This is a genomic window from Exiguobacterium sp. 9-2 (genome assembly GCF_036287235.1).
Lineage (GTDB): Bacteria > Bacillota > Bacilli > Exiguobacteriales > Exiguobacteriaceae > Exiguobacterium_A.
In genome coordinates, this window is the sequence record NZ_CP142850.1 from 550,802 (window position 1) to 569,377 (window position 18,576).

General features: G+C 43.2%; 21 protein-coding genes and 1 riboswitch. Of the genes, 15 read left to right on the plus strand and 6 right to left on the minus strand.

What is annotated here, in order from left to right; genetic code table 11:
- Window positions 1-24 precede the first annotated feature (24 nt).
- Window positions 25-1,509 (minus strand): aldehyde dehydrogenase family protein, encoded by a 1,485-nt coding sequence (locus VJ374_RS02860; RefSeq protein ID WP_081780441.1) that lies wholly within the window; start codon window positions 1,507-1,509, stop codon window positions 25-27.
- 273 nt (window positions 1,510-1,782) lie between these two features.
- Here VJ374_RS02860 and VJ374_RS02865 point away from each other — a divergent pair, with 273 nt between their 5' ends.
- The 5 genes from VJ374_RS02865 to VJ374_RS02885 all read left to right on the plus strand — a co-directional run bounded on the left by VJ374_RS02865 (window position 1,783) and on the right by VJ374_RS02885 (window position 5,152).
- Complete coding sequence (locus VJ374_RS02865; RefSeq protein WP_231496923.1) at window positions 1,783-2,271, plus strand: DUF456 domain-containing protein; 489 nt, start codon at window positions 1,783-1,785, stop codon at window positions 2,269-2,271.
- A 192-nt stretch (window positions 2,272-2,463) separates the two neighbouring features.
- A complete protein-coding gene (locus VJ374_RS02870) occupies window positions 2,464-3,801 on the plus strand; it encodes a hemolysin family protein (RefSeq protein WP_329470090.1) in 1,338 nt (445 codons plus the stop codon).
- Window positions 3,802-3,976: 175 nt separating this feature from the next.
- On the plus strand, window positions 3,977-4,411 hold the full coding sequence (locus VJ374_RS02875) for an organic hydroperoxide resistance protein (RefSeq protein WP_035412467.1): 435 nt from the start codon (window positions 3,977-3,979) through the stop codon (window positions 4,409-4,411).
- Window positions 4,412-4,438: 27 nt separating this feature from the next.
- Window positions 4,439-4,612, plus strand: a complete 174-nt coding sequence (locus VJ374_RS02880) for a hypothetical protein (RefSeq protein WP_197026247.1) — start codon at window positions 4,439-4,441, stop codon at window positions 4,610-4,612.
- A gap of 27 nt (window positions 4,613-4,639) precedes the next feature.
- A complete protein-coding gene (locus VJ374_RS02885) occupies window positions 4,640-5,152 on the plus strand; it encodes a type 1 glutamine amidotransferase domain-containing protein (protein ID WP_290775338.1) in 513 nt (170 codons plus the stop codon).
- A 47-nt stretch (window positions 5,153-5,199) separates the two neighbouring features.
- Here the strand turns inward: VJ374_RS02885 and mce are convergent, their stop codons facing one another.
- A complete protein-coding gene (mce, locus tag VJ374_RS02890; protein WP_035412473.1) occupies window positions 5,200-5,610 on the minus strand; it encodes a methylmalonyl-CoA epimerase in 411 nt (136 codons plus the stop codon).
- Window positions 5,611-5,874: 264 nt separating this feature from the next.
- Between mce and VJ374_RS02895 the strand changes: the two genes are divergently transcribed.
- The 7 genes from VJ374_RS02895 (at window position 5,875) to VJ374_RS02925 (ending at window position 12,166) form a co-directional block, all read left to right on the plus strand.
- The gene (locus VJ374_RS02895; RefSeq protein WP_290754057.1) at window positions 5,875-7,335 is read left to right on the plus strand and encodes a murein hydrolase activator EnvC family protein; all 1,461 of its coding nucleotides are present in this window, start codon (window positions 5,875-5,877) and stop codon (window positions 7,333-7,335) included.
- A 202-nt stretch (window positions 7,336-7,537) separates the two neighbouring features.
- Window positions 7,538-8,815, plus strand: coding sequence for a murein hydrolase activator EnvC family protein (locus tag VJ374_RS02900; protein WP_329470096.1), 1,278 nt, complete (start codon window positions 7,538-7,540; stop codon window positions 8,813-8,815).
- Between the two features lie 64 nt (window positions 8,816-8,879).
- A riboswitch (TPP riboswitch) is annotated at window positions 8,880-8,990 on the plus strand.
- A gap of 114 nt (window positions 8,991-9,104) precedes the next feature.
- Window positions 9,105-9,908, plus strand: coding sequence for a bifunctional hydroxymethylpyrimidine kinase/phosphomethylpyrimidine kinase (gene thiD / locus VJ374_RS02905; RefSeq protein WP_056063516.1), 804 nt, complete (start codon window positions 9,105-9,107; stop codon window positions 9,906-9,908).
- Window positions 9,889-10,656 carry a hydroxyethylthiazole kinase gene (thiM, locus tag VJ374_RS02910; protein WP_329470098.1) on the plus strand — a complete coding sequence of 256 codons (768 nt, stop codon included), beginning with the start codon at window positions 9,889-9,891 and terminating at the stop codon, window positions 10,654-10,656. Before thiD ends, thiM begins: the two co-directional genes overlap by 20 nt.
- Complete coding sequence (thiE, locus tag VJ374_RS02915; RefSeq protein WP_035412485.1) at window positions 10,646-11,284, plus strand: thiamine phosphate synthase; 639 nt, start codon at window positions 10,646-10,648, stop codon at window positions 11,282-11,284. The genes thiM and thiE overlap by 11 nt, the downstream gene beginning before the upstream one ends.
- 167 nt (window positions 11,285-11,451) lie before the next feature.
- Complete coding sequence (locus VJ374_RS02920) at window positions 11,452-11,739, plus strand: hypothetical protein (protein ID WP_329470100.1); 288 nt, start codon at window positions 11,452-11,454, stop codon at window positions 11,737-11,739.
- Between the two features lie 58 nt (window positions 11,740-11,797).
- Window positions 11,798-12,166 carry an ArsR/SmtB family transcription factor gene (locus tag VJ374_RS02925; protein ID WP_035412491.1) on the plus strand — a complete coding sequence of 123 codons (369 nt, stop codon included), beginning with the start codon at window positions 11,798-11,800 and terminating at the stop codon, window positions 12,164-12,166.
- 44 nt (window positions 12,167-12,210) lie between these two features.
- On the opposite strand, the gene VJ374_RS02930 is transcribed toward VJ374_RS02925, so the two are convergent.
- Window positions 12,211-12,849, minus strand: coding sequence for a CHASE3 domain-containing protein (locus VJ374_RS02930; RefSeq protein WP_035412493.1), 639 nt, complete (start codon window positions 12,847-12,849; stop codon window positions 12,211-12,213).
- Window positions 12,850-13,050: 201 nt separating this feature from the next.
- Window positions 13,051-13,917: a YitT family protein gene (locus VJ374_RS02935; protein WP_035412496.1), complete on the minus strand. Its 867-nt coding sequence runs from the start codon at window positions 13,915-13,917 to the stop codon at window positions 13,051-13,053.
- Window positions 13,918-14,053: 136 nt separating this feature from the next.
- Here VJ374_RS02935 and VJ374_RS02940 point away from each other — a divergent pair, with 136 nt between their 5' ends.
- Window positions 14,054-14,656: a hypothetical protein gene (locus VJ374_RS02940; RefSeq protein ID WP_308102370.1), complete on the plus strand. Its 603-nt coding sequence runs from the start codon at window positions 14,054-14,056 to the stop codon at window positions 14,654-14,656.
- Window positions 14,657-14,839: 183 nt separating this feature from the next.
- On the plus strand, window positions 14,840-15,676 hold the full coding sequence (locus VJ374_RS02945; protein WP_329470103.1) for a formate/nitrite transporter family protein: 837 nt from the start codon (window positions 14,840-14,842) through the stop codon (window positions 15,674-15,676).
- A gap of 35 nt (window positions 15,677-15,711) precedes the next feature.
- On the opposite strand, the gene VJ374_RS02950 is transcribed toward VJ374_RS02945, so the two are convergent.
- Window positions 15,712-16,131, minus strand: a complete 420-nt coding sequence (locus tag VJ374_RS02950) for a YkvA family protein (RefSeq protein WP_035412504.1) — start codon at window positions 16,129-16,131, stop codon at window positions 15,712-15,714.
- Window positions 16,132-16,229: 98 nt separating this feature from the next.
- On the opposite strand from VJ374_RS02950, the gene VJ374_RS02955 reads away from it, so the two are divergent.
- The gene (locus tag VJ374_RS02955) at window positions 16,230-17,453 is read left to right on the plus strand and encodes an aminopeptidase (RefSeq protein WP_329470105.1); all 1,224 of its coding nucleotides are present in this window, start codon (window positions 16,230-16,232) and stop codon (window positions 17,451-17,453) included.
- 55 nt (window positions 17,454-17,508) lie between these two features.
- On the opposite strand, the gene murB is transcribed toward VJ374_RS02955, so the two are convergent.
- Entirely contained in the window at window positions 17,509-18,423 is a 915-nt protein-coding gene (murB, locus tag VJ374_RS02960) for a UDP-N-acetylmuramate dehydrogenase (RefSeq protein ID WP_214856439.1), read from the minus strand.
- Window positions 18,424-18,576 lie beyond the last annotated feature (153 nt).

Here is an 18,576-nt window from a genome sequence, read left to right on the forward strand (position 1 = left end):
GAAGAGTTCCCTGCTCTCGATTATTTATTCAAAGAATGGTTTGTATTGGCGGCGATCATGCATGACGGACAACCATTGTACAGTTGAGAATTCTTCAAGTACCCATTCACCGTTGAAGCGACCAAGTCCTGAATCTTTTTCACCACCAAATGGCATATGTGGCTCATCGTTGACCGATTGGTCGTTGATGTGAATCATACCTGTCTCGACTTCCAGTGCAAAAGCGGTCGCACGTTCAATAGATGAACCGTGCACTGCACCACTCAATCCGTATGGAAGAGAGTTTGCGATTTCAAGTGCCTCTTCATCTGTATCGAATGGGATGATGACGGCAACTGGTCCAAAGATTTCATTTTTAGCAAGCGGCATATCGTTCGTGACGCCTGTGACGACAGTTGGCGCAATGACGTTGTCTTTTGCTTCTCCACCTACACGAACGGTTGCACCGGCAGCTTTTGTTTTTTCAAGATCTTCAAGGATGCGTTCGACTTGTGATTGATTGATGAGTGGTCCGACTTGTGTCCGGTCATGTGATGGATCACCATACTGTAATTCTTTCACACGAGCAACGTATTTTTCGACGAACTCATCATGAATCGAAGAAGCGACAAGAATTCGGTTCGTCGACATACAGATTTGACCTTGATGATAGAACTTGCTGTAGACAGCAGATTCAACCGCACGATCGAGATCAGCATCATCAAGTACGACGAAGACGTTGTTTCCGCCAAGTTCAAGCGCTGTTTTCTTCAGGTGTTTACCGGCAAGTTCTCCGATGTGGCGACCGACTTCAGTTGATCCTGTAAAGGAAATCAAGCGTGGGACAGGGTGTTCGACGATGGCGTCACCGATTTCTGAACCACGACCGACGATGACATTTAAAACACCTTTTGGTAATCCAGCTTTTTCAAACAGGCTAGCGAAAATTAAACCGCCTGAGACAGGTGTGTCTGTTGCCGGTTTAACGACGACTGCATTCCCAATAGCGATAGCAGTAGCAATCGACCGCACAGCTAAGTGGAACGGGAAGTTCCATGGACTGATGACACCGATGACGCCAAGTGCTTTACGATAGATTCGGTTTTCTTTGCCTGGTACGACCGATGGACGAATTTCACCGTGCATCCGTAATGGGAAGGTAGCAGCTTCCTTGACGATCAAGACTGAGGCAAGGAATTCACCTTCCGCTTTAATACGTGTACTTCCTGACTCTTTGATTAGCCAATCGATGATAGTCTCTTTTTCTTCGTACAACACCTTCAGGAAGTTTTCGATGAGACCTTGGCGTTTTAAGGCAGGAACTTTCGCCCAGTCTTTTTGAGCAACTTGAGCCGCTTCATACGCGTCATCTAAATCTTGTTGGTTCGCGGCAGAAATCGTAAAGAGCTCTTCTCCAGTGAATGGATTTGTGTTCGTCATGTTGCTGTCACTTGCGCCTGTGCGCCACTGACCGTCAATATAAATCTTCGTAAAATCCGTATGCAATGTAGCTTCGTTTTGTTGAGCCATCTCATTTCATCCTCCATTCGTTATTATAACAATTAAGTTATTCACGTTATGAAAAGAAGTAAAACACATCCATACACTTCTACCAAACATGTTGCTCAAAATCAGTCAGTCAAGCGGGTTTTAAAGAACTTTAAACCAGGAATTTAACCAATATAATGCTATAAAAATGAGTGGGATCGTTCTTTTTTAGAAGGACGATTGAAACAAGCGCTTGATGAAACCTTTACCTCTTCACGTTCGTAATAAAAGCAAGAACTTTAGAAGAAGGGAGGGATGGAAGTGACAATTTTATTATGGAGTCTAATCGTCGTGTGTTTTCTCGTCGCTTTTGCAGGACTCGTATATCCGATCATCCCAAGTGCGCCGATTTTAGTGGTAGGCTTTTTGATTTATGGATTCGGATTCGGTTTCTCTGAATTATCGATTAGTTTTTGGGTGATTCAAGCGATTTTTATCATTCTCTTGTTCACACTGGATTATCTCGTCAGCGCCTACACTGTTGATCGACGGGGAGGATCTCAAGCGGCTAAAATCGCGACGACAGTGGGATTGATTGCTGGACCGTTTATTTTACCAGGAATCGGACTATTGATTTTCCCGTTCGTCTTTGCCATCTTGACGGAAAAAATCATTAGTAAAAAAACATGGCAAACAGCCGTTTCAGTAGGAATCGGTACGGTTCTCGGTATCTTATCAAGTGCGTTGTTAAAGGGAATCGCGATGTTGCTCATGATTGTAATCTTCATCCTATACGTGGTCTGACCGATTGAAATCGTGTCTTCAAGTACACATTTTGCAAAAGTTCCGTTATAGTATGAATATGAAAAAGTAAGGAAGCTTTGAAAGAATAAAGCTTCTTTTTGCTGTAAACGACCAGATGCCTTTGCATCTGGCTTTATATTAATGGAGGTGAATCCCCTTTCTTCGGGGAAACGATTGGACAGTACACACTCAATGGAGACATTCGACACGACGACGATCATTATTCGACTACTCGTCATTGCACTACTCATCATTTTAACCGCTTTTTTTGTTGCCGCCGAATTTTCGGTCGTCAAAATGCGAATGTCTCGAATCGATCAGTTGATTACAGAAGGAAGCAAGACTGCGAAAGTAGCGAAAAAGCTGCTTGAGAATTTGGATTATTATTTATCAGCCTGTCAACTTGGAATTACCGTGACAGCGCTTGGTCTCGGGTGGCTAGGAGAATCAACGGTAGGTGCGATTCTCAGTATGTTGTTCGAAGAAATCGACATCCCAAACTCCGTTTCGACGATCATTTCGTTCGTCCTTGCATTCTCAATTGTAACGTTTCTTCATGTCGTGCTTGGAGAACTAGCTCCTAAGTCCTTGGCTATTCAAAAGACGGAAGCCATCACGATGTTACTCGCACCACCGCTTTATTGGTTCGGTAAGGTCATGAAACCTTTCATTTGGACATTGAACGGTTCAGCCCGGGTCATTCTTCGTTTGTTTGGTGTTGAACCTGCTGGTCACGAAGAAGTTCACTCGGAAGAAGAAATTAAAATCATCATGACGCAGAGTTACAAGAGTGGAGAAATTAACCAGACCGAACTTTCCTACATGCAAAATATCTTCTCGTTCGATGAGCGGATCGCGAAAGACATCATGTTACCGCGGACAGATTTAATCACGATTTCGAACGATGCATCGATGGAGGACATTATTCGTCTCGTTGAAGAGTATCAGTTCACGCGTTATCCGGTAGCGGAAGAAGGAGATAAGGATAAAATACTTGGCTTCATCAATGCAAAACAATTATTTACGGACCATATGGCGAACAAGGGGAAAGCATTAAGTTATTATATCCACAACTTGCCGATCGTATCCGAGTATTCACCTCTTCAAGACGCGATGCTGAAAATGCAAGTGGAACGGACGCCAATGGCACTCGTCATTGATGAATACGGAGGGACAGCTGGTGTCATCACGATGGAAGACATATTGGAGGAAATCGTCGGAGAAATCCGAGATGAATTCGATAAAGATGAGAAAGCGGATATCGAACAGATTCATGAGCGATTATACCGGATTTCAGGTCGTGTCTTGATTGATGACTTAAATGAACGCTTTAACCTAGGTATTGAAGAAGAAGATATTGATACGATTGGTGGTTGGGTCATGGCACAGGATACAGAAGTATCAAGTGGTCAAGAATTCCGCTATCAAGCGTATACGATCAAGGTCATGGAAGTCGATAACCACCAAGTGAAGTCGATTTATCTTCAATTGCCTGATCAAGAAGAAGTTGCAGCAGAGGATATCGGATAAAATAGCAAAATCAAAAGACGATGGACATTAAGTTCATCGTCTTTTTTCGTTATTGAAAGAATGGCAGGGTAAAGGGATTGAACACTCCTTGTGTTTATCTCCGCCAGTGACGGGTATTACTGTTTATGTGGCAAAAAAGTCTTTTTTAATTCAACAGGAAAAGGGGTTTTCTATCATGTCAAACGTCATTCTTACTTCACGCGCATCTGCAGTCGGTGGTCGCGACGGGAAAGTCGCTTCAGATGATAACGTCATTAATCTTGATTTAGTCATGCCTGGAACAAAAGGCAAAGAAGACATTCCGACATCAAACCCGGAACAGTTATTCGCAGCAGGATATGCCGCTTGTTTTGATGGTGCCTACAATTTGATGGCGCGCCAAGCGAAAAAACGAGTCGAGACGCGGACGAATTCAGAAGTCAGCCTCTTACAGGACGAAGCGGATAACGGTGTGAAAATTGCGGCGAAACTCGTCGTCGAAGTCGTTGGGGTATCGCAAGAAGAAGCAGAAGAACTACTTGAGAAGACACACAATTTCTGCCCGTATTCAAAAGCGACTCGTGGCAACATCGATGTTGACCTTTCTGTTAAAGTCGTCGATTCGTTATAAGAAATGCATCCTTAAGGAGGGTTTTCGATGGCACCAAAAGAAACCGATCGTCCAAATGAAAAATTGGAAGATGAACGGGATCGTCTGTCTGATAAAGAACGGAAACTGACAGAGGAGCAACAAAAGGAAATCCTAAAAGGTAAAAACGAGATGCCAGATGATCCGGTTTCTCCACGAGATCGCGGAGAAGATCCGATTTAAATTCAAACAACTTGGGAGATGAATCACATGTCTAAAAAAGTAGCAGTCGTACTCGCCGATCATTTTGAAGATGTAGAATTCACTGGACCGGTTGATGCGTTAAAAGAAGCGGGGCACGACATTACTGTCATTGGTGCCAAAAAAAGTGCAGAGCTTGTTGGTAAACAGGAAGATGCAAAAGTAACCGTTGATCTCTCAATTGATGAGACATCGGCGGCAGACTATGATGCCCTTTTGATACCAGGTGGATTTTCACCAGATTTACTACGCGAAGATGAGCGTTTCGTCTCATTCGTCGAAGAATTCGATATGTCAAAAAAACCGATCTTCTCGATCTGTCATGGACCTCAGTTGATGATTAACGCCAAAATCGTTAAAGGAAGAAAAATGACAGGTTATAAATCAATTCGCATCGACCTAGAAAATGCTGGAGTAGATTTCGCGGACGAAGAAGTCGTCGTTGATGATAATTTTATCTCAAGTCGACAACCGGATGACATTCCTGCATTCAATCGAGAAATCGTTGCAAAACTCGGCTAATCGTATAAAACAAAAATCAGCACTGCGTTGTCGCAGTGCTGATTTTTTTATGAGTTCTCTGGATAATCACAGAGTTCCGTGATAACCCCATGTGAATGACGAGGGTTCATATAAATCAGTCGTCGTCCAAACGGCGTCGTTCGATACGTATCTTCTAAAAATGTTAAGCCTTGTTGTTTTGCTTCGGCGATTGCTTGATCTAAATCATCAACACGGTAGGCAATGTGATGGACTCCTTTTCCACGTTGTTTTAAAAAACGAGCGATTGGACTATCCTGGCTAGTTGGTGTCAACAGCTCGATATGCGCATCATCGAACTCGATGACGGCGATGTTGGAAGCGACACCAGGTGCGGGGTTTGAGTACTCTTTTGTTAATGTTCCACCAAGTACTTTTGTATAAAATGAGATTGCTTCTTGCATATCGCGAACGGCGATGCCGGTATGATCTAGTTTCATCTGATGTTTCCCTCCATTCGCTTCAGTTTCCCAAAAATGAATCAAAGTTGCAATGGGAAGCTGTTTTCCATCATTTTCTATTACATAGAAGAGGAACAATTTATTTAAAATGAAATATCACTGAAATATTATGGAAGAGGAATGAATGCTATAATCAAAAACGTTCCTATAAATAAGAAAAACTATTATAGAATTTAATTTTAACGTAACTGTTATTCCATATAATGCATCGACATACTACTAGAGAAAAAGAGGGAATACTACATGAAAAAAACGTTCGCGTCGCTCATCGTTTCCGCACTAGTTCTTTCATCAGCACCTCATTTTGCAGCAGCTGACGATTTAAGTGAACAGAAAGCTAAAAACGAACAACAGCAACAAGACAATGCTAAAAAACAAAAAAACTTAGAGTCTTCCGTTAATCAGGAGGGTCAAAAAATTTCTAAGACGCAACAAGAAGTCAATCGATTAGACGAAGCCTTGAATGAAAAGATCTTTGCTGTCGAAACGAAAGATCGTCAAATTAAGGCGACGGAACGAGAAATCGTTCAACTTGGAAAAGAAATCGAAAAGTATAAAGCGAAATTAAAACGCCAAGAAAAACTACTTGGGGATCGTCTTCGTGTCATGCAAGAAAATGACGGGAACTCGATTAAATGGGAAGAAGTCATTTTTGGGGCAAAAAACGTCGGTGACCTCGTTAGCCGTGTCATGGCCGGAAAATCGATTTCAAAGCAAGATGATAAAATGATCACGGATTATCAAAATACGCAAAAGCAGTTAGCGGATGCACAACAAGAAGTGAAAGACAAGAAAGCACAATTGGTTGTTGAAAAGCAAGAATTGAAACGCCAACAAGCAGAACTTGAATCGCAATTAAAAGAGCGAAACAAACGCTTAAAAGAATTACGTAAGAAAAAAGAGAAATTTGAAACACAATTGATGGATGCAAAAGAAGTCCAGCAAATTCTGATTGCTCAAGAAAAAGCGATTGCAGCTGAAAAGGCAGCACGTGAACGTGAAGCACGTATCGAAAAAGAGCGTCAAGCTCAAGCAGCACGTGAAGCAAAAGCGCGAGCAGAAGCTGAAGCAGCTCAAGCAGCGGCTCAAAAAGAAGCTGAGCAACAAGCAGCTAAAGAAGCAGCGGCTCAGCAGGCAGCACAAGAGAAAGCGTCGCAAGCAGCGAAACCTTCTGGTTCGACGAAACAATCGACTCCAAAAGCATCTACACCTGCGCCAGCACCAGCTGCGCCAGCACCAGCTGCGCCAACACCGTCAGCACCTGCGACACCTAAACCGTCACCATCATCCGGTGGTCTGTTCATCCATCCAACGGTTGGGGCTGTCACGCAAGGCTATGGCTCAGCAGGTGGAGAAAACGGTTATACGTTCCATAACGGGATCGACTTTGGTGGTCCGGTTGGAACTCCAATCGTTGCAGCTGCAACAGGAACAGTCATTACAGCATCAGGTGGTGGTCCTTACGGAAACCACATCATGATTGCTCACCAATTAAACGGTAAAACGTACACAACATTGTATGCTCATATGAGCGCACTCAATGCTCACGCAGGTCAACGCGTCAGTCAAGGTGAACAAATCGGTTTACGTGGAAGTACTGGGAATTCAACTGGTCCACACTTACACTTTGAAATCCACGTCGGTGGATACAGCTATAGTGCAACTGGTCCAGCTAGCTCAGTGAACCCAATGACGATGTTTTAAACAGTAAAGAATCGTTGCTTATGCAGCGGTTCTTTTTTTGCGATTTTCAAAAAATAAATGATTATATTACAAAAAAACGTTTTCATTTGAAATGTAAATGAAATTTTTTTGAAACGATTAGGGTGCTATAATCTATTTCAGATATGAGAGAAACTTGAATACTATAATAAAATATGAAAAACATAAGTGAGGAAAACGATATATGCTAAAAAAACTAATTTCTACCATTGTTTTAGGAGCATTACTTATAACAGGAACACAACCAATTGCGGCAGCAACGATCAAAGAAAAAAAGGCTGAAAATGCCGCAGAACAACGTAAATTAGAAAAAGCAATTAAAAAACAAGAGTCGAAAATTTCGAAAGAACAACGTCAAATCAATCGAATCGATGCAGCGATCAACGAAAAGATTTTTCAGATTTCCGAAAAAAATAAACAAATCGAGAAATTGAATTTGCGAATCGATGAATTAAAAGCGGACATCGTTCGCTACGAAGAGATGTTGAAAAAACAAGAAGAACTACTCGGTGATCGTCTACGTGTCTTCCAAGAAAACGATGGAAACTCAATCAAATGGGAAGAAGTCATTTTTGGATCGAAGGATTTAGGTGATTTATTTAGTCGTGTCATGGCAGGGAAAAAAATCGCGGAGCAAGATGATAAAATGATTTCGGATTACATCGCAACCCAACAAAAGCTAGCGGAAGCAAAACAAGCGCTCGTTGAAAAAAAGGCGGAGCAGGTTGAAGAGAAGAAAACATTAATCGAACAAAAAAAAGCGTTGAAAGTTCAAATGAAAGAACGCAGTGCTACGCTTAAAAAATTACGAAAAGGTAAGACGAAGTTTACGACAGAACTTCTAGACGCGAAAGAACTACAAACCACACTTGAAGCTCAAGAACGTGCGATTGCGGCAGCGAAGGCAGCAGCTAAAGTAGCGGCTGAAAGAGCAGCAGCCGAGAAAGCAGCAGCTGAAAAAGCCGCTAAAGCGAATGCTCAAGCAGCAAAACAAGCAGGTAAGAGTTCAGAATCACCTACTTCAGTTGCCCCACCCGTTGTTTCGAGCGGTGGGAAATTCGTTCGTCCATCTTCTGGTGGCGTATCACAAGGGTTTGGACCAGCAAGCGGTGCGAACGGCTATACGTTCCATAATGGTGTCGATTTCAGTGGTTCGGTCGGCTCACCAATCGTCGCAGCAGCAGCTGGAACGGTCATTACAGCTTCAGGTGGTGGGCCTTATGGAAATCACGTCATGATTTCTCACTTCCTTGACGGGAAAGTCTATACGACAGTCTACGCTCATATGAGTTCATTATCTGTTCATGCAGGACAAACAGTTTCTCAAGGTCAGCAAGTTGGAACACTTGGTAGTACTGGGAATTCAACAGGACCACACTTGCATTTCGAACTACATGTCGGAGGCTATCAGTACAGTGCCTCTTCTCCTCTGAATGCAGTTAATCCATTAGCATACCTATAATTCAAAACGAGCTTCGGCTCGTTTTTTTCTTGCCGCTATGCTACAGTTAAGGCGAAATGAATACTTGAGCAACTAGGGGAGCTGGAGGAATCCGGCTGAGAGGAAAACCAATCTGTTTTCGACCCTATTACCTGAACTGGATAATACCAGCGTAGGAAAGTTGAGCCGAACGGATACCGAAATGGTTGGATAACGATTTCGTATAGCGTCGACTGCTTTTTTACAGCGGTCGACGCTTTTTTGTCGGTAACAACTCCCTTACATTGCTCGATGGAAAGGTGAGAAAAATATGAAACATGTATTGACGATTGCGGGATCTGACTCCGGTGGTGGAGCTGGAATTCAGGCAGATTTAAAGACATTTTCGGCATTGGGCGTTTATGGGATGAGTGTTTTGACGGCGGTAACGGCTCAAAATACACTGGGCGTTCAAGCAGTAGAAGAGTTATCATCGGAAATCGTTGATGCCCAATTAGCTTCAATCTTTTCAGATATTCGTGTGGATGCTATCAAAATCGGTATGGTCTCGAATGCACAAACGATTCACGTCATTGCAACACATCTTCGCAAACAGACAGTTCCGATCATACTAGACCCTGTCATGGTCGCAAAAGGCGGGCATGCCCTATTGCGGACGGAGGCAGAGGAAGCACTAATCGCGGAGTTACTGCCACTTGCGACACTCGTCACACCAAATTTACCGGAAGCAGAGCGCTTAACAGGGCAGTCAGTTACTAATCTAGAGGAGATGCGACTGGCGATGCATCAGTTGGCTATGAAGACTGGAGCCGTCTTGCTAAAAGGTGGACATCTACCGGGAGCTGCCACGGATTTATTATGGGACGGGCAAGAGGAATACCGTTTCACATCAGATCGGTTAGATAATCAACATACTCATGGAACAGGCTGTACCTTATCTGCAGCGATTGCGGCACGGATGGCACTTGGAGAAGCTTTACCGGACAGTGTACGTCAGGCCAAGAAGTATGTTACAGAGGCGATTCGTCATGGATTTGCTCTCGGACAAGGGATTGGACCGACACATCATTTTCATTCACTTTGGAGGGATACACATGTTTACGACCATTCTTAAACACAAACCACTCATTCATCATTTGACGAACACAGTCACGATCAATGATTGCGCCAATGTCACACTCGCCGTTGGCGCATCTCCAGTCATGGCGGAGGATATTCGCGAAGTGGAAGAGATGGTTCGACTTGCGCAAGCTCTTGTCTTGAACATTGGAACAATTGATGCAGACATGCAAGCAGCTCAACGACTCGCCGCAAGCGAAGCGAGACGCTTGAACGTTCCGATCATCCTTGATCCAGTTGGAGCGGGAGCTACATCATTGCGTACGTCCTTTTCAAAAGAATTGAGTAGACTCGGATGTACGGTCGTTAAAGGAAATGCTTCAGAAATCAAGACATTGCTTGGGGAGAATGGACGAACAAAAGGAGTCGATGCTGCTAGTGATGAGATCATGGATCGAGAAATCATTCGTGCATTCGCTCGTAAACAAAAGTCCGTCATTGTCGTCACAGGTCCAATCGACTACATCACGGATGGCATGCGCGAAGTGGAACTACAAGTAGGTACGCCGCGTCTCGGAGACGTCACAGGTACGGGGTGTATGACAGCTTCTTTGATTGCGAGTTTTCTTGGTGCAGGATATTCTGCGTTTGAGGCAGCAGTCCACGGAACATTTATCATGGGAAAAGCAGGAGAACAGGCAGCATCAGAAAAAGGTCTAGGTAATTTCAAACGAGAGTTGCTCAATGCAATCAGTCTGATGACGGAGCAAGATTTGATGGAGGTGGTAGAACATGTCAATTGATTATTCCATTTATGCGGTGACAGATCGTCGATATCATCCGGGAGTTGCAATCGAAACGGTCGTTGAAGAAGCGATTTTAGGTGGTGCAACGATTATACAATTACGGGAAAAAACAGCGCAGGGAAAGGAATTCTTCGAACAGGCAGTCCGGTTAAAGAGATTGACGGATCGTCATGATGTTCCTTTGATTATCAATGACCGAATTGATATTGCGTTACTTGTCGGAGCTGGTTTGCATATCGGACAAGAAGATATTCCTCTAACCGCAGCGCGACGTCTCTTACCGAACACTGTGATCGGCGTATCGGTAGCAACCGTCGCGCAAGCGATTGAAGCAGAACGAGATGGAGCATCTTATTTAGGTGTAGGTTCTCTATTTGCGACGTCATCGAAAGCAGACGCCGACTCGATGTCACACACGATGCTTCAAGCGATTCGCGAAGCCGTGCGCTTACCTTTAATCGGCATTGGTGGAATTACGGCAACGAATGTCGCTTCTCTTCCTATCCCATTAGAAGGATATGCGGTCATCTCGGAAATTTTTGCTAAAGAAGATCGACGACGTGCTGCACAACATATGACAGATGCTGTATGGGAATGGCATCAATCTCTTCAGAACAGGGTATAATCCGTTCAGAGGTGATTGTATTGAAATGGCAGATGATCCGTTTTCGGGGCTATTGGATCCGGTATCGATTGGAACCACAAATCATTCGCGTGGATAATCGGGGGATCTACCATTTGGGGAAAATTTTATTTCCGCGTCCTAATCGTGTATCTTATGAAATGGCTCTCTTGCTGAAGGAAAAGTATGAAAGACGCTACAAACGTCCGTTGTATATCAAGACAAGTTCGATCGCTACAGAAATTTGGGGACACACCCACTTAGACATCTATTATCGAATACTGCTTCGTCTCCCGATTCCTGCTCGATTACGTAAGCGTTATAGGAATCGATTGGAGAGTACGAAGATCATCGATATCGGTGTACGTGCGGTCGATCAAAATCGAATCGTTTGGGATATCGGTGATTACGTAGGGGGATGGTTTGTATTTTGGCTCATTCGTAGGCGGATGCGCTGAACTTGCAAATGTCCTGTTTCTCATGGTGCAATATAGAAATAGAAACGAGGTGACGGACATGGACATTCCCCGTTGTGAAACGATTGCTATTGATGAACAGCGTGCGTCTGAGATTGGACAAGTCGTTGATACGATTCCGACGCTTGAAATCGGAAAATTATTTAAGATCCTTTCAGATGCGACACGACTACGAATCGTTTATGCGTTGACGATCGAAGAGGAATTGTGCGTTTGTGACGTCTCTGCTTCTGTCGACTGCTCGATTGCGACAGCATCTCATCATCTTCGCTCCCTGTTGAAACAAGGGCTCGTCAAGTTTCGTAAAGATGGAAAAGTCGTGTATTATTCTTTAGATGACCATCATGTGTCGTCGCTTGTTCATATGGCGATGGAGCATGTACAAGAGGGAAAAGCAGTATCTGAATAATTTTTAGAGTAAACGAAAAGCGCAGCTTTGGCTGCGCTTTTCGTTTACTCTAAGGACGATTCGTCTGACTTGTTAGGTGCGAACCGGTGGGAAAAAAAGATTGTCGCACTAATTAATAAAAAGGACAGAATAGAGAGACTGAGACACATCCATTTATATGTAGCGACTAAAGTATCTGATTGTTGTAATTTTGCTTGAAGTGTCTTATACAAATCATCTTTCACACGAGATAAGTCCTCGAGAATCGTTTGTGTCGTTTGCGTCGTTTGTTTGGCAAGGCGCTTTGCTGCCGTTGGACTCTGACGCTCATAGACGACGAATACTCGTTCAATCTCGGACTCCCAGACATTATTGCGACGTAGTAAATCCTTGATTGCTCCTGGCGTGGTCGACGATTGATTTAGACTGTTTCGTAAATCATGAATTTTAGAAGTAGAAAAGTAATACTGTTCGAGATAACGACTATCTTCATACAATAAAAGACCACGCACCGCATTGGCACGATCTCGGTTATGTTCAACCAACTGGTCCACTTGATTGATTAACGGTATGTCATGATCCTTCATTTGCTCTGTTATCGTTGCAATCGTCCGATAACCGGATAGGGCGTAAATGATTGGGATAGAAGCGAATAAACTGATCAAAAGGATCAGCAGAATACGCTGACGCCAAAGTGAGTGCATGCAATCATTCCTTTAAATAAATAGACATGTCATAAGCTTAACTACTATCGCAAAAAAAGTGAAGCCTGTCCATTTTTTGAATAGGGAGAAGAAAGTAAAAAAATCAGTATTCCTAATAAAAAAGCAGGAAAGCTGGTGCAATACGAGAAGCTGTTTTAAAGTAAACGAAATAGAAAAAGCACAGCTAGGCTGCGCTTGAGTTTAAAACGAATACGAATGTTCCTTATAATTTCCAAAAACAGTATGGATTTCTGAGAACGTAACGAACGCGTTAGGTTCGACAGAAGAAACAATTTCTTGCAAACGGACGATTTCATTATTTTGAACGACGACATAGACCATTTTCTTCGTTCGGTTGGAGTATCCTCCCCGTGCATCAAGGATCGTCACACCGCGACCAAGTTCTTTTGTGATGACTTCATTTATTTCATCCGCCTTTTCGCAAATAATGATACATTGCTTAGAAGCGGAATAAAAACTGTAAACCGTTTGAAGAGCTTTGGCGCGAACGAAGCTCATGATAAGAGCATACATAACGTGTTTCAAATCGAAGACCCACCATACCAAGATATAGATGACAAGATCTTGCATCAGAAATATGCGAGGAAGTGGCCAATTATGAAAACGAGCAAAGAAAAACTTTCCAAGAATATCGAGTCCACCAGTCGATGCGCCACCAAAGAAAATCAATGCCATCGCAAGACCAGAGACTAGACCGGCAAAGATGGAGGCAACAAGCGGATCATTCAACGACTCGGGAACGATCTGAGTCGGAATCCAGTCGATTAAAAAAGAAGAGGCAACGACAATGATGCCAGATAAGAACATGAATCGCTTTCGTAAGAAACGGAAACCTAAAAGGAAGAGGGGAATGTTTAAGAGCAATTGGGTTAATCCGATTGGGGTGTGGAAAAGCTCTTGAATGACAAGCGTGATCCCCATGATACCACCTGATCCGATATCATTTGGAGATAGTAGTAAGCTGATGTACAAGGAATACAGCAACGTACCTATGATTAAAAAACTGATTTTTTCAACTCTCTTTTTCTGTGGGTGTGTTGTAGTCATGGCATTATGATGAGTGACCTCATGCTCCTCCTTCTGTGAGTATCTGCCTGCAAGAGTACGCCCATATGCATAAAATTTCAACCCTTCTTATGAAAAAAGATGAAAAAGGGTAAGTTTTTTTAGGAAGGTGATGAAAATGAAGAAAACATTCTTGATTATAGGCTGTATTTGTTTAGGCGTATTGGTGGGGATTCGTCTTTTTCAACAACCAGACGAAGAAAACCAACGATCTATTTGGCATGATGGTGATCTCGTAGCAAGACAAGTCGGTGCTTCCATAATGAATACGGTAGCTGTTCGCCAATTAGCTGAACAACTCCCGTTTTCATCAGAATTAAAACAGGTAGATGTCGAAGGAGAGTCGTTACGGCTCGCTTATGACGTCACAGGCAAAGAACGGCGTGCTTGGATCGGGACCGATACTGGTACATTACAAATGAATCAGGATTTCTTGAACGCTCGCTTATCAAAAGTACTTATGCATCATACGCTTGTTTTATTTTCGACGATTCCTGACTTGACCAATCTTGAAATTCACTATACCGATCCCTATTCGAAAGCTGATTTTAAGATAGATCGTAGCGCGTTCGACATCTATACACCATCTGACATCGAACGCGCTACGTCATCGTCTGGACGTTTTAATCGTGTCGTCATCGATGGATATGTGCTTGATGCCTCCAGACGACAAACCTTTTTCGAGCATTTCGCATCAGGATTTTCGATTCAAACTAATTAATTGTATAAAGCAAGAAAAGGCATTTTTCACAATCTCGACACAATGATATCGTTTACATCTCGTTCTTTTATGAAAACGATAAAACAGGTCTATTCAAGACTTGAACATCTCTTAAGATGGAAGTATCATAATAAATGAACAAACATTGTGAAGTGTTGAACAAAAGAAAGAGAGGTTTCTACAATGAACGAGGTAGAAGCATTAGAAGGATTACGGAATAAAGCAATCAAGTCGACGCGTATGCTACAACTGCGTCCTCTCGAATACTTAGTTCGTGCCATGTTAGCGGGGATATTCATTGGATTTGCAATCATTTTTACCTTAAAAGCAATTAACGGGCTGTATATGGCAGAATCACCTGTCGCAACACTTGTCGGTGGATTGACGTTCGGAGTGGCACTCGTCTTGATCGTCTATGGCGGTGCAGAACTGTTTACAGGGAATACGATGTATTTCACGACGGCAACGATGCGCGGCTATACAACGAATATGGATACGATGAAGGTCTGGCTGGTTTGTCTGATCGGAAATGGGCTTGGAGGATTAGCATTCGCATTCCTCTTCTCTCAAACAGGCATCTTACAAGAACTTGGAATGAACAATTGGCTGTTTGCTGTATCGGAAACAAAAATTCATCATTCGACGTGGGAAATCTTTACTCGGGCGATCTTCTGTAACTGGATGGTCTGTTTAGCGATCTTCATTCCGAAGAACATGAAGAATGAGTTAGCGCAGATCATGATGATGATGGTACTTGTCGCAGTCTTCTTCGCATCAGGATTTGATCATGTCATCGCAAATATGGCATTGTTCTCTATCGCATTAATCGTACCACATCCGGATACGATTACGTTTGCAGGAGCCATGCACAATCTGTTACCGGCTTTAGCTGGGAATATCATCGGTGGAGCAGTCTTCATGGGAATGATTTATACGTGGTTGAATAAAGAAAAACTAGAAATAGATGAATCACGTCAATCTACGGCACCGGTTCATATCGCTTCTAAACAAAATGCATAATGAAAAAGCAGCTGTCGCGACAGCTGCTTTTTTATTCATTCCATATGTTGAAAGCGATCAACATCTGCGGCGAGTTCTTCGTAAATCGTCTCGACGATTTGTGCGTCATCAAAGAGTCCGAGGACGTTATCGTCCGGTAAGGCGTCAACAGGAGACGTAAAGTACAGAACTGCCGTTAGCAATAATTGTTCTTGCTCTGCATGCATCTCGAATTTTTTCTGATAGAGGGCACGAAGCATTTCGAGTAGTTGTTTTAATTGGAAATAAAGGACGAGTTCTGCCTCGCGTTCGATATCAGAACTTTCCGTAGACGCGATATCCTGTGTCAGATGTGCGAGTCCAATTTCTGCTCGAATCAACAATTCTTGTTGTGCTTTTTCATCACCGACGAGATCGAGTGCCTGTCGGTGAAAATACGTATAAGCTGATTTAAAATCTCCGGGTGTGAATTCCATGATGATGCCTCCTTCTCTTCTCTTTCTAGTTTCGCCTTATTTCTTGCAAAATTGCAACTATTTCGTGAAAATAAAGATACAAGAAAGGGGATTACATAATGCCGACACAAGCAGAATTACAACAGTACGCGTCTTTAGCAGTGCGTACCGGGATCAATCTACAGCCAGGACAACAACTTGAGGTGCGAGCGGGAATCGAGAATTTACCACTTGTTCGCGAAATCACACGTGTAGCATATGAAGTAGGTGCTACGCAAGTATATGTACAATGGTCAGATGATGAGATGACGAAAATCCGTTATTTTGATGCACCAGAAGACTCGTTTGATACATTTCCGGATTGGTTAAAAGCACGTTACGATCAGCTTGCAGAAGAAAAAACAGCATTCTTATCGGTCGTCAGCGAAGATCCAGATTTATTAAATGGTGTTGATTCAAGTCGAATCGCGCGTGCGAATAAAGCAGCTGGTATTGCTCTCGCCAATTGGCGAAAGTTCGTCATGAGTGACAATGTCAGCTGGTGTGTCGTAGCAGCACCTTCTGAAAGCTGGGCGAAGAAAGTATTCCCTGATGCAGAGGAACCGATTGAGAAACTGTGGGCAGCTATTTTGAAGGCAACACGTGCTGATCAAGCGGATCCGGTTGCTGCATGGGCGGATCATGATCATAATCTGCGTTCAAAAGCGAAATTCCTGACAGAGAAGAAATACAAAACATTGCATTATAAAGCGCCAGGAACAGAGTTATCAATTGAATTACCAGAACGTCACGTTTGGTTAGGTGGCGGTGGTCCGAATGCAGATGGTGTTGATTTTATCGCGAATCTGCCGACTGAAGAAGTGTTCACATTACCGAAGAAGACAGGTGTTAACGGTCATGTCTCGAGTACGAAACCACTCAGCTACAGTGGTAACTTGATTGATGAATTTACTCTTTGGTTCGAGGACGGAAAAATCATCAAAGCGGAAGCGAAACAGGGGCAAGAAGCATTGGATGATTTAATTTCCCTCGATGAAGGTGCCCGGTATCTCGGAGAAGTCGCGCTCGTACCACATCGTTCTCCGATTTCTGATTCAGGTATTTTATTCTACAATACGTTGTTTGATGAGAATGCTTCGTGCCACTTAGCAATTGGTCGTGCGTACTCGACGTGTCTTGAAAATGGTCCCAGTCTTTCAGCGGAAGAACTAGAAGCACAAGGTGCGAACGACTCGATGACGCATGTCGACTTCATGATTGGATCCGCGGATCTATCAATTGAGGGAGAACTTGCGGACGGGACGCGTGAATCAGTCATGCGTGACGGAAACTGGTCGATCTAAACGAATAAAAAGGTGAGTCCGAATACTGGGCTCACCTTTTCTAATTAGATTATTATCATGCTTCTTCCCCAATGATTTTTACTTCTGTCTCAAGTAAAATACCGAATTTTTCTTGGACGGTTTCTTGTACATGGCGAATGAGTGCAATGTAGTCAGATGCTGATGCGTTTTCGACGTTGACGATAAAACCGGCGTGTTTCTTTGATACTTCAGCACCACCGATGCGTGTTCCTTGGAGTTCACTATCTTGAATCAATTTACCCGCAAAATAGCCTTCTGGACGTTTGAAGACACTACCACAAGAAGGATATTCGAGAGGCTGCTTTGTTTCTCGTTTATGCGTTAGATCATCCATGACTTCCTTGATCAATGCTGGATCACCCTCCGTCAAAGCAAATCGTCCTTCGAGAATGATGTATTCTTTCTTTGAGAAACAACTCGTCCGGTATCCCAGTTCGAGTTCATCATGCGAAATGTTCAACAGATCCCCTTGTCGTGTCAAAACAGTGGCGCTATGAAGGCAATCTTTGACTTCTCCACCGTAGGCGCCTGCATTCATGATCAACGCGCCACCAATCGTTCCCGGAATCCCGCAAGCGAATTCAAGACCACTCAGTTGATGCGCATACGCAACACGAGACGCCTCGATGATTGCTGCGCCACTTTGAGCGACGAGTTCATGTCCTTCGACCGAAATGTCGGTTAACTTTTCAAACGAAAGAACGATACCGCGAATACCGCCATCACGTACGACGAGATTCGATCCGTTCCCGAGCAATGTCAAAGGGATGCCTCGTTCGTAAGCATATCTTACGACAAAAGCCGTTTCTTCATAAGACGTTGGGATGATGAAGAGATCAGCGATTCCTCCCATTTTTGTATACGTATGATATTTTAAAGGTTCATTGATCAGTACAGATTCTTTTGAAATGCCTTCATATAGCCCTGTCATTACTTGTTCAGTCATCATGGTCTCAGTCCTTTTCATAAATTCCTATCCAGCGCTTATGCGCTCAAAATATATTTTAACATTAATTGTGCAGTCGTTGTTCAACATACTGTTCCCAAAATACCGACTTATGCCGGGAATTGCAAGCACTAGGGAGTGAATGTCATCGATTAG

What these genes read in the sequence shown, in the direction of transcription:
- VJ374_RS02950 (WP_035412504.1), bottom strand. Translation starts at nt 16,131, where the DNA reads ATGGAATTCACACCCGGAGATTTTAAATCAGCTTATACGTATTTTCAC.
- VJ374_RS02885 (WP_290775338.1), top strand. Translation starts at nt 4,640, where the DNA reads ATGTCTAAAAAAGTAGCAGTCGTACTCGCCGATCATTTTGAAGATGTA.
- thiE (WP_035412485.1), top strand. Translation starts at nt 10,646, where the DNA reads ATGTCAATTGATTATTCCATTTATGCGGTGACAGATCGTCGATATCAT.
- VJ374_RS02935 (WP_035412496.1), bottom strand. Translation starts at nt 13,917, where the DNA reads ATGACTACAACACACCCACAGAAAAAGAGAGTTGAAAAAATCAGTTTT.
- thiM (WP_329470098.1), top strand. Translation starts at nt 9,889, where the DNA reads ATGTTTACGACCATTCTTAAACACAAACCACTCATTCATCATTTGACG.
- VJ374_RS02870 (WP_329470090.1), top strand. Translation starts at nt 2,464, where the DNA reads ATGGAGACATTCGACACGACGACGATCATTATTCGACTACTCGTCATT.
- VJ374_RS02880 (WP_197026247.1), top strand. Translation starts at nt 4,439, where the DNA reads ATGGCACCAAAAGAAACCGATCGTCCAAATGAAAAATTGGAAGATGAA.
- murB (WP_214856439.1), bottom strand. Translation starts at nt 18,423, where the DNA reads ATGATGACTGAACAAGTAATGACAGGGCTATATGAAGGCATTTCAAAA.
- thiD (WP_056063516.1), top strand. Translation starts at nt 9,105, where the DNA reads ATGAAACATGTATTGACGATTGCGGGATCTGACTCCGGTGGTGGAGCT.
- VJ374_RS02945 (WP_329470103.1), top strand. Translation starts at nt 14,840, where the DNA reads ATGAACGAGGTAGAAGCATTAGAAGGATTACGGAATAAAGCAATCAAG.
- VJ374_RS02875 (WP_035412467.1), top strand. Translation starts at nt 3,977, where the DNA reads ATGTCAAACGTCATTCTTACTTCACGCGCATCTGCAGTCGGTGGTCGC.
- VJ374_RS02930 (WP_035412493.1), bottom strand. Translation starts at nt 12,849, where the DNA reads ATGCACTCACTTTGGCGTCAGCGTATTCTGCTGATCCTTTTGATCAGT.
- VJ374_RS02895 (WP_290754057.1), top strand. Translation starts at nt 5,875, where the DNA reads ATGAAAAAAACGTTCGCGTCGCTCATCGTTTCCGCACTAGTTCTTTCA.
- VJ374_RS02925 (WP_035412491.1), top strand. Translation starts at nt 11,798, where the DNA reads ATGGACATTCCCCGTTGTGAAACGATTGCTATTGATGAACAGCGTGCG.
- VJ374_RS02900 (WP_329470096.1), top strand. Translation starts at nt 7,538, where the DNA reads ATGCTAAAAAAACTAATTTCTACCATTGTTTTAGGAGCATTACTTATA.
- VJ374_RS02865 (WP_231496923.1), top strand. Translation starts at nt 1,783, where the DNA reads ATGGAAGTGACAATTTTATTATGGAGTCTAATCGTCGTGTGTTTTCTC.
- VJ374_RS02955 (WP_329470105.1), top strand. Translation starts at nt 16,230, where the DNA reads ATGCCGACACAAGCAGAATTACAACAGTACGCGTCTTTAGCAGTGCGT.
- VJ374_RS02940 (WP_308102370.1), top strand. Translation starts at nt 14,054, where the DNA reads ATGAAGAAAACATTCTTGATTATAGGCTGTATTTGTTTAGGCGTATTG.
- mce (WP_035412473.1), bottom strand. Translation starts at nt 5,610, where the DNA reads ATGAAACTAGATCATACCGGCATCGCCGTTCGCGATATGCAAGAAGCA.
- VJ374_RS02860 (WP_081780441.1), bottom strand. Translation starts at nt 1,509, where the DNA reads ATGGCTCAACAAAACGAAGCTACATTGCATACGGATTTTACGAAGATT.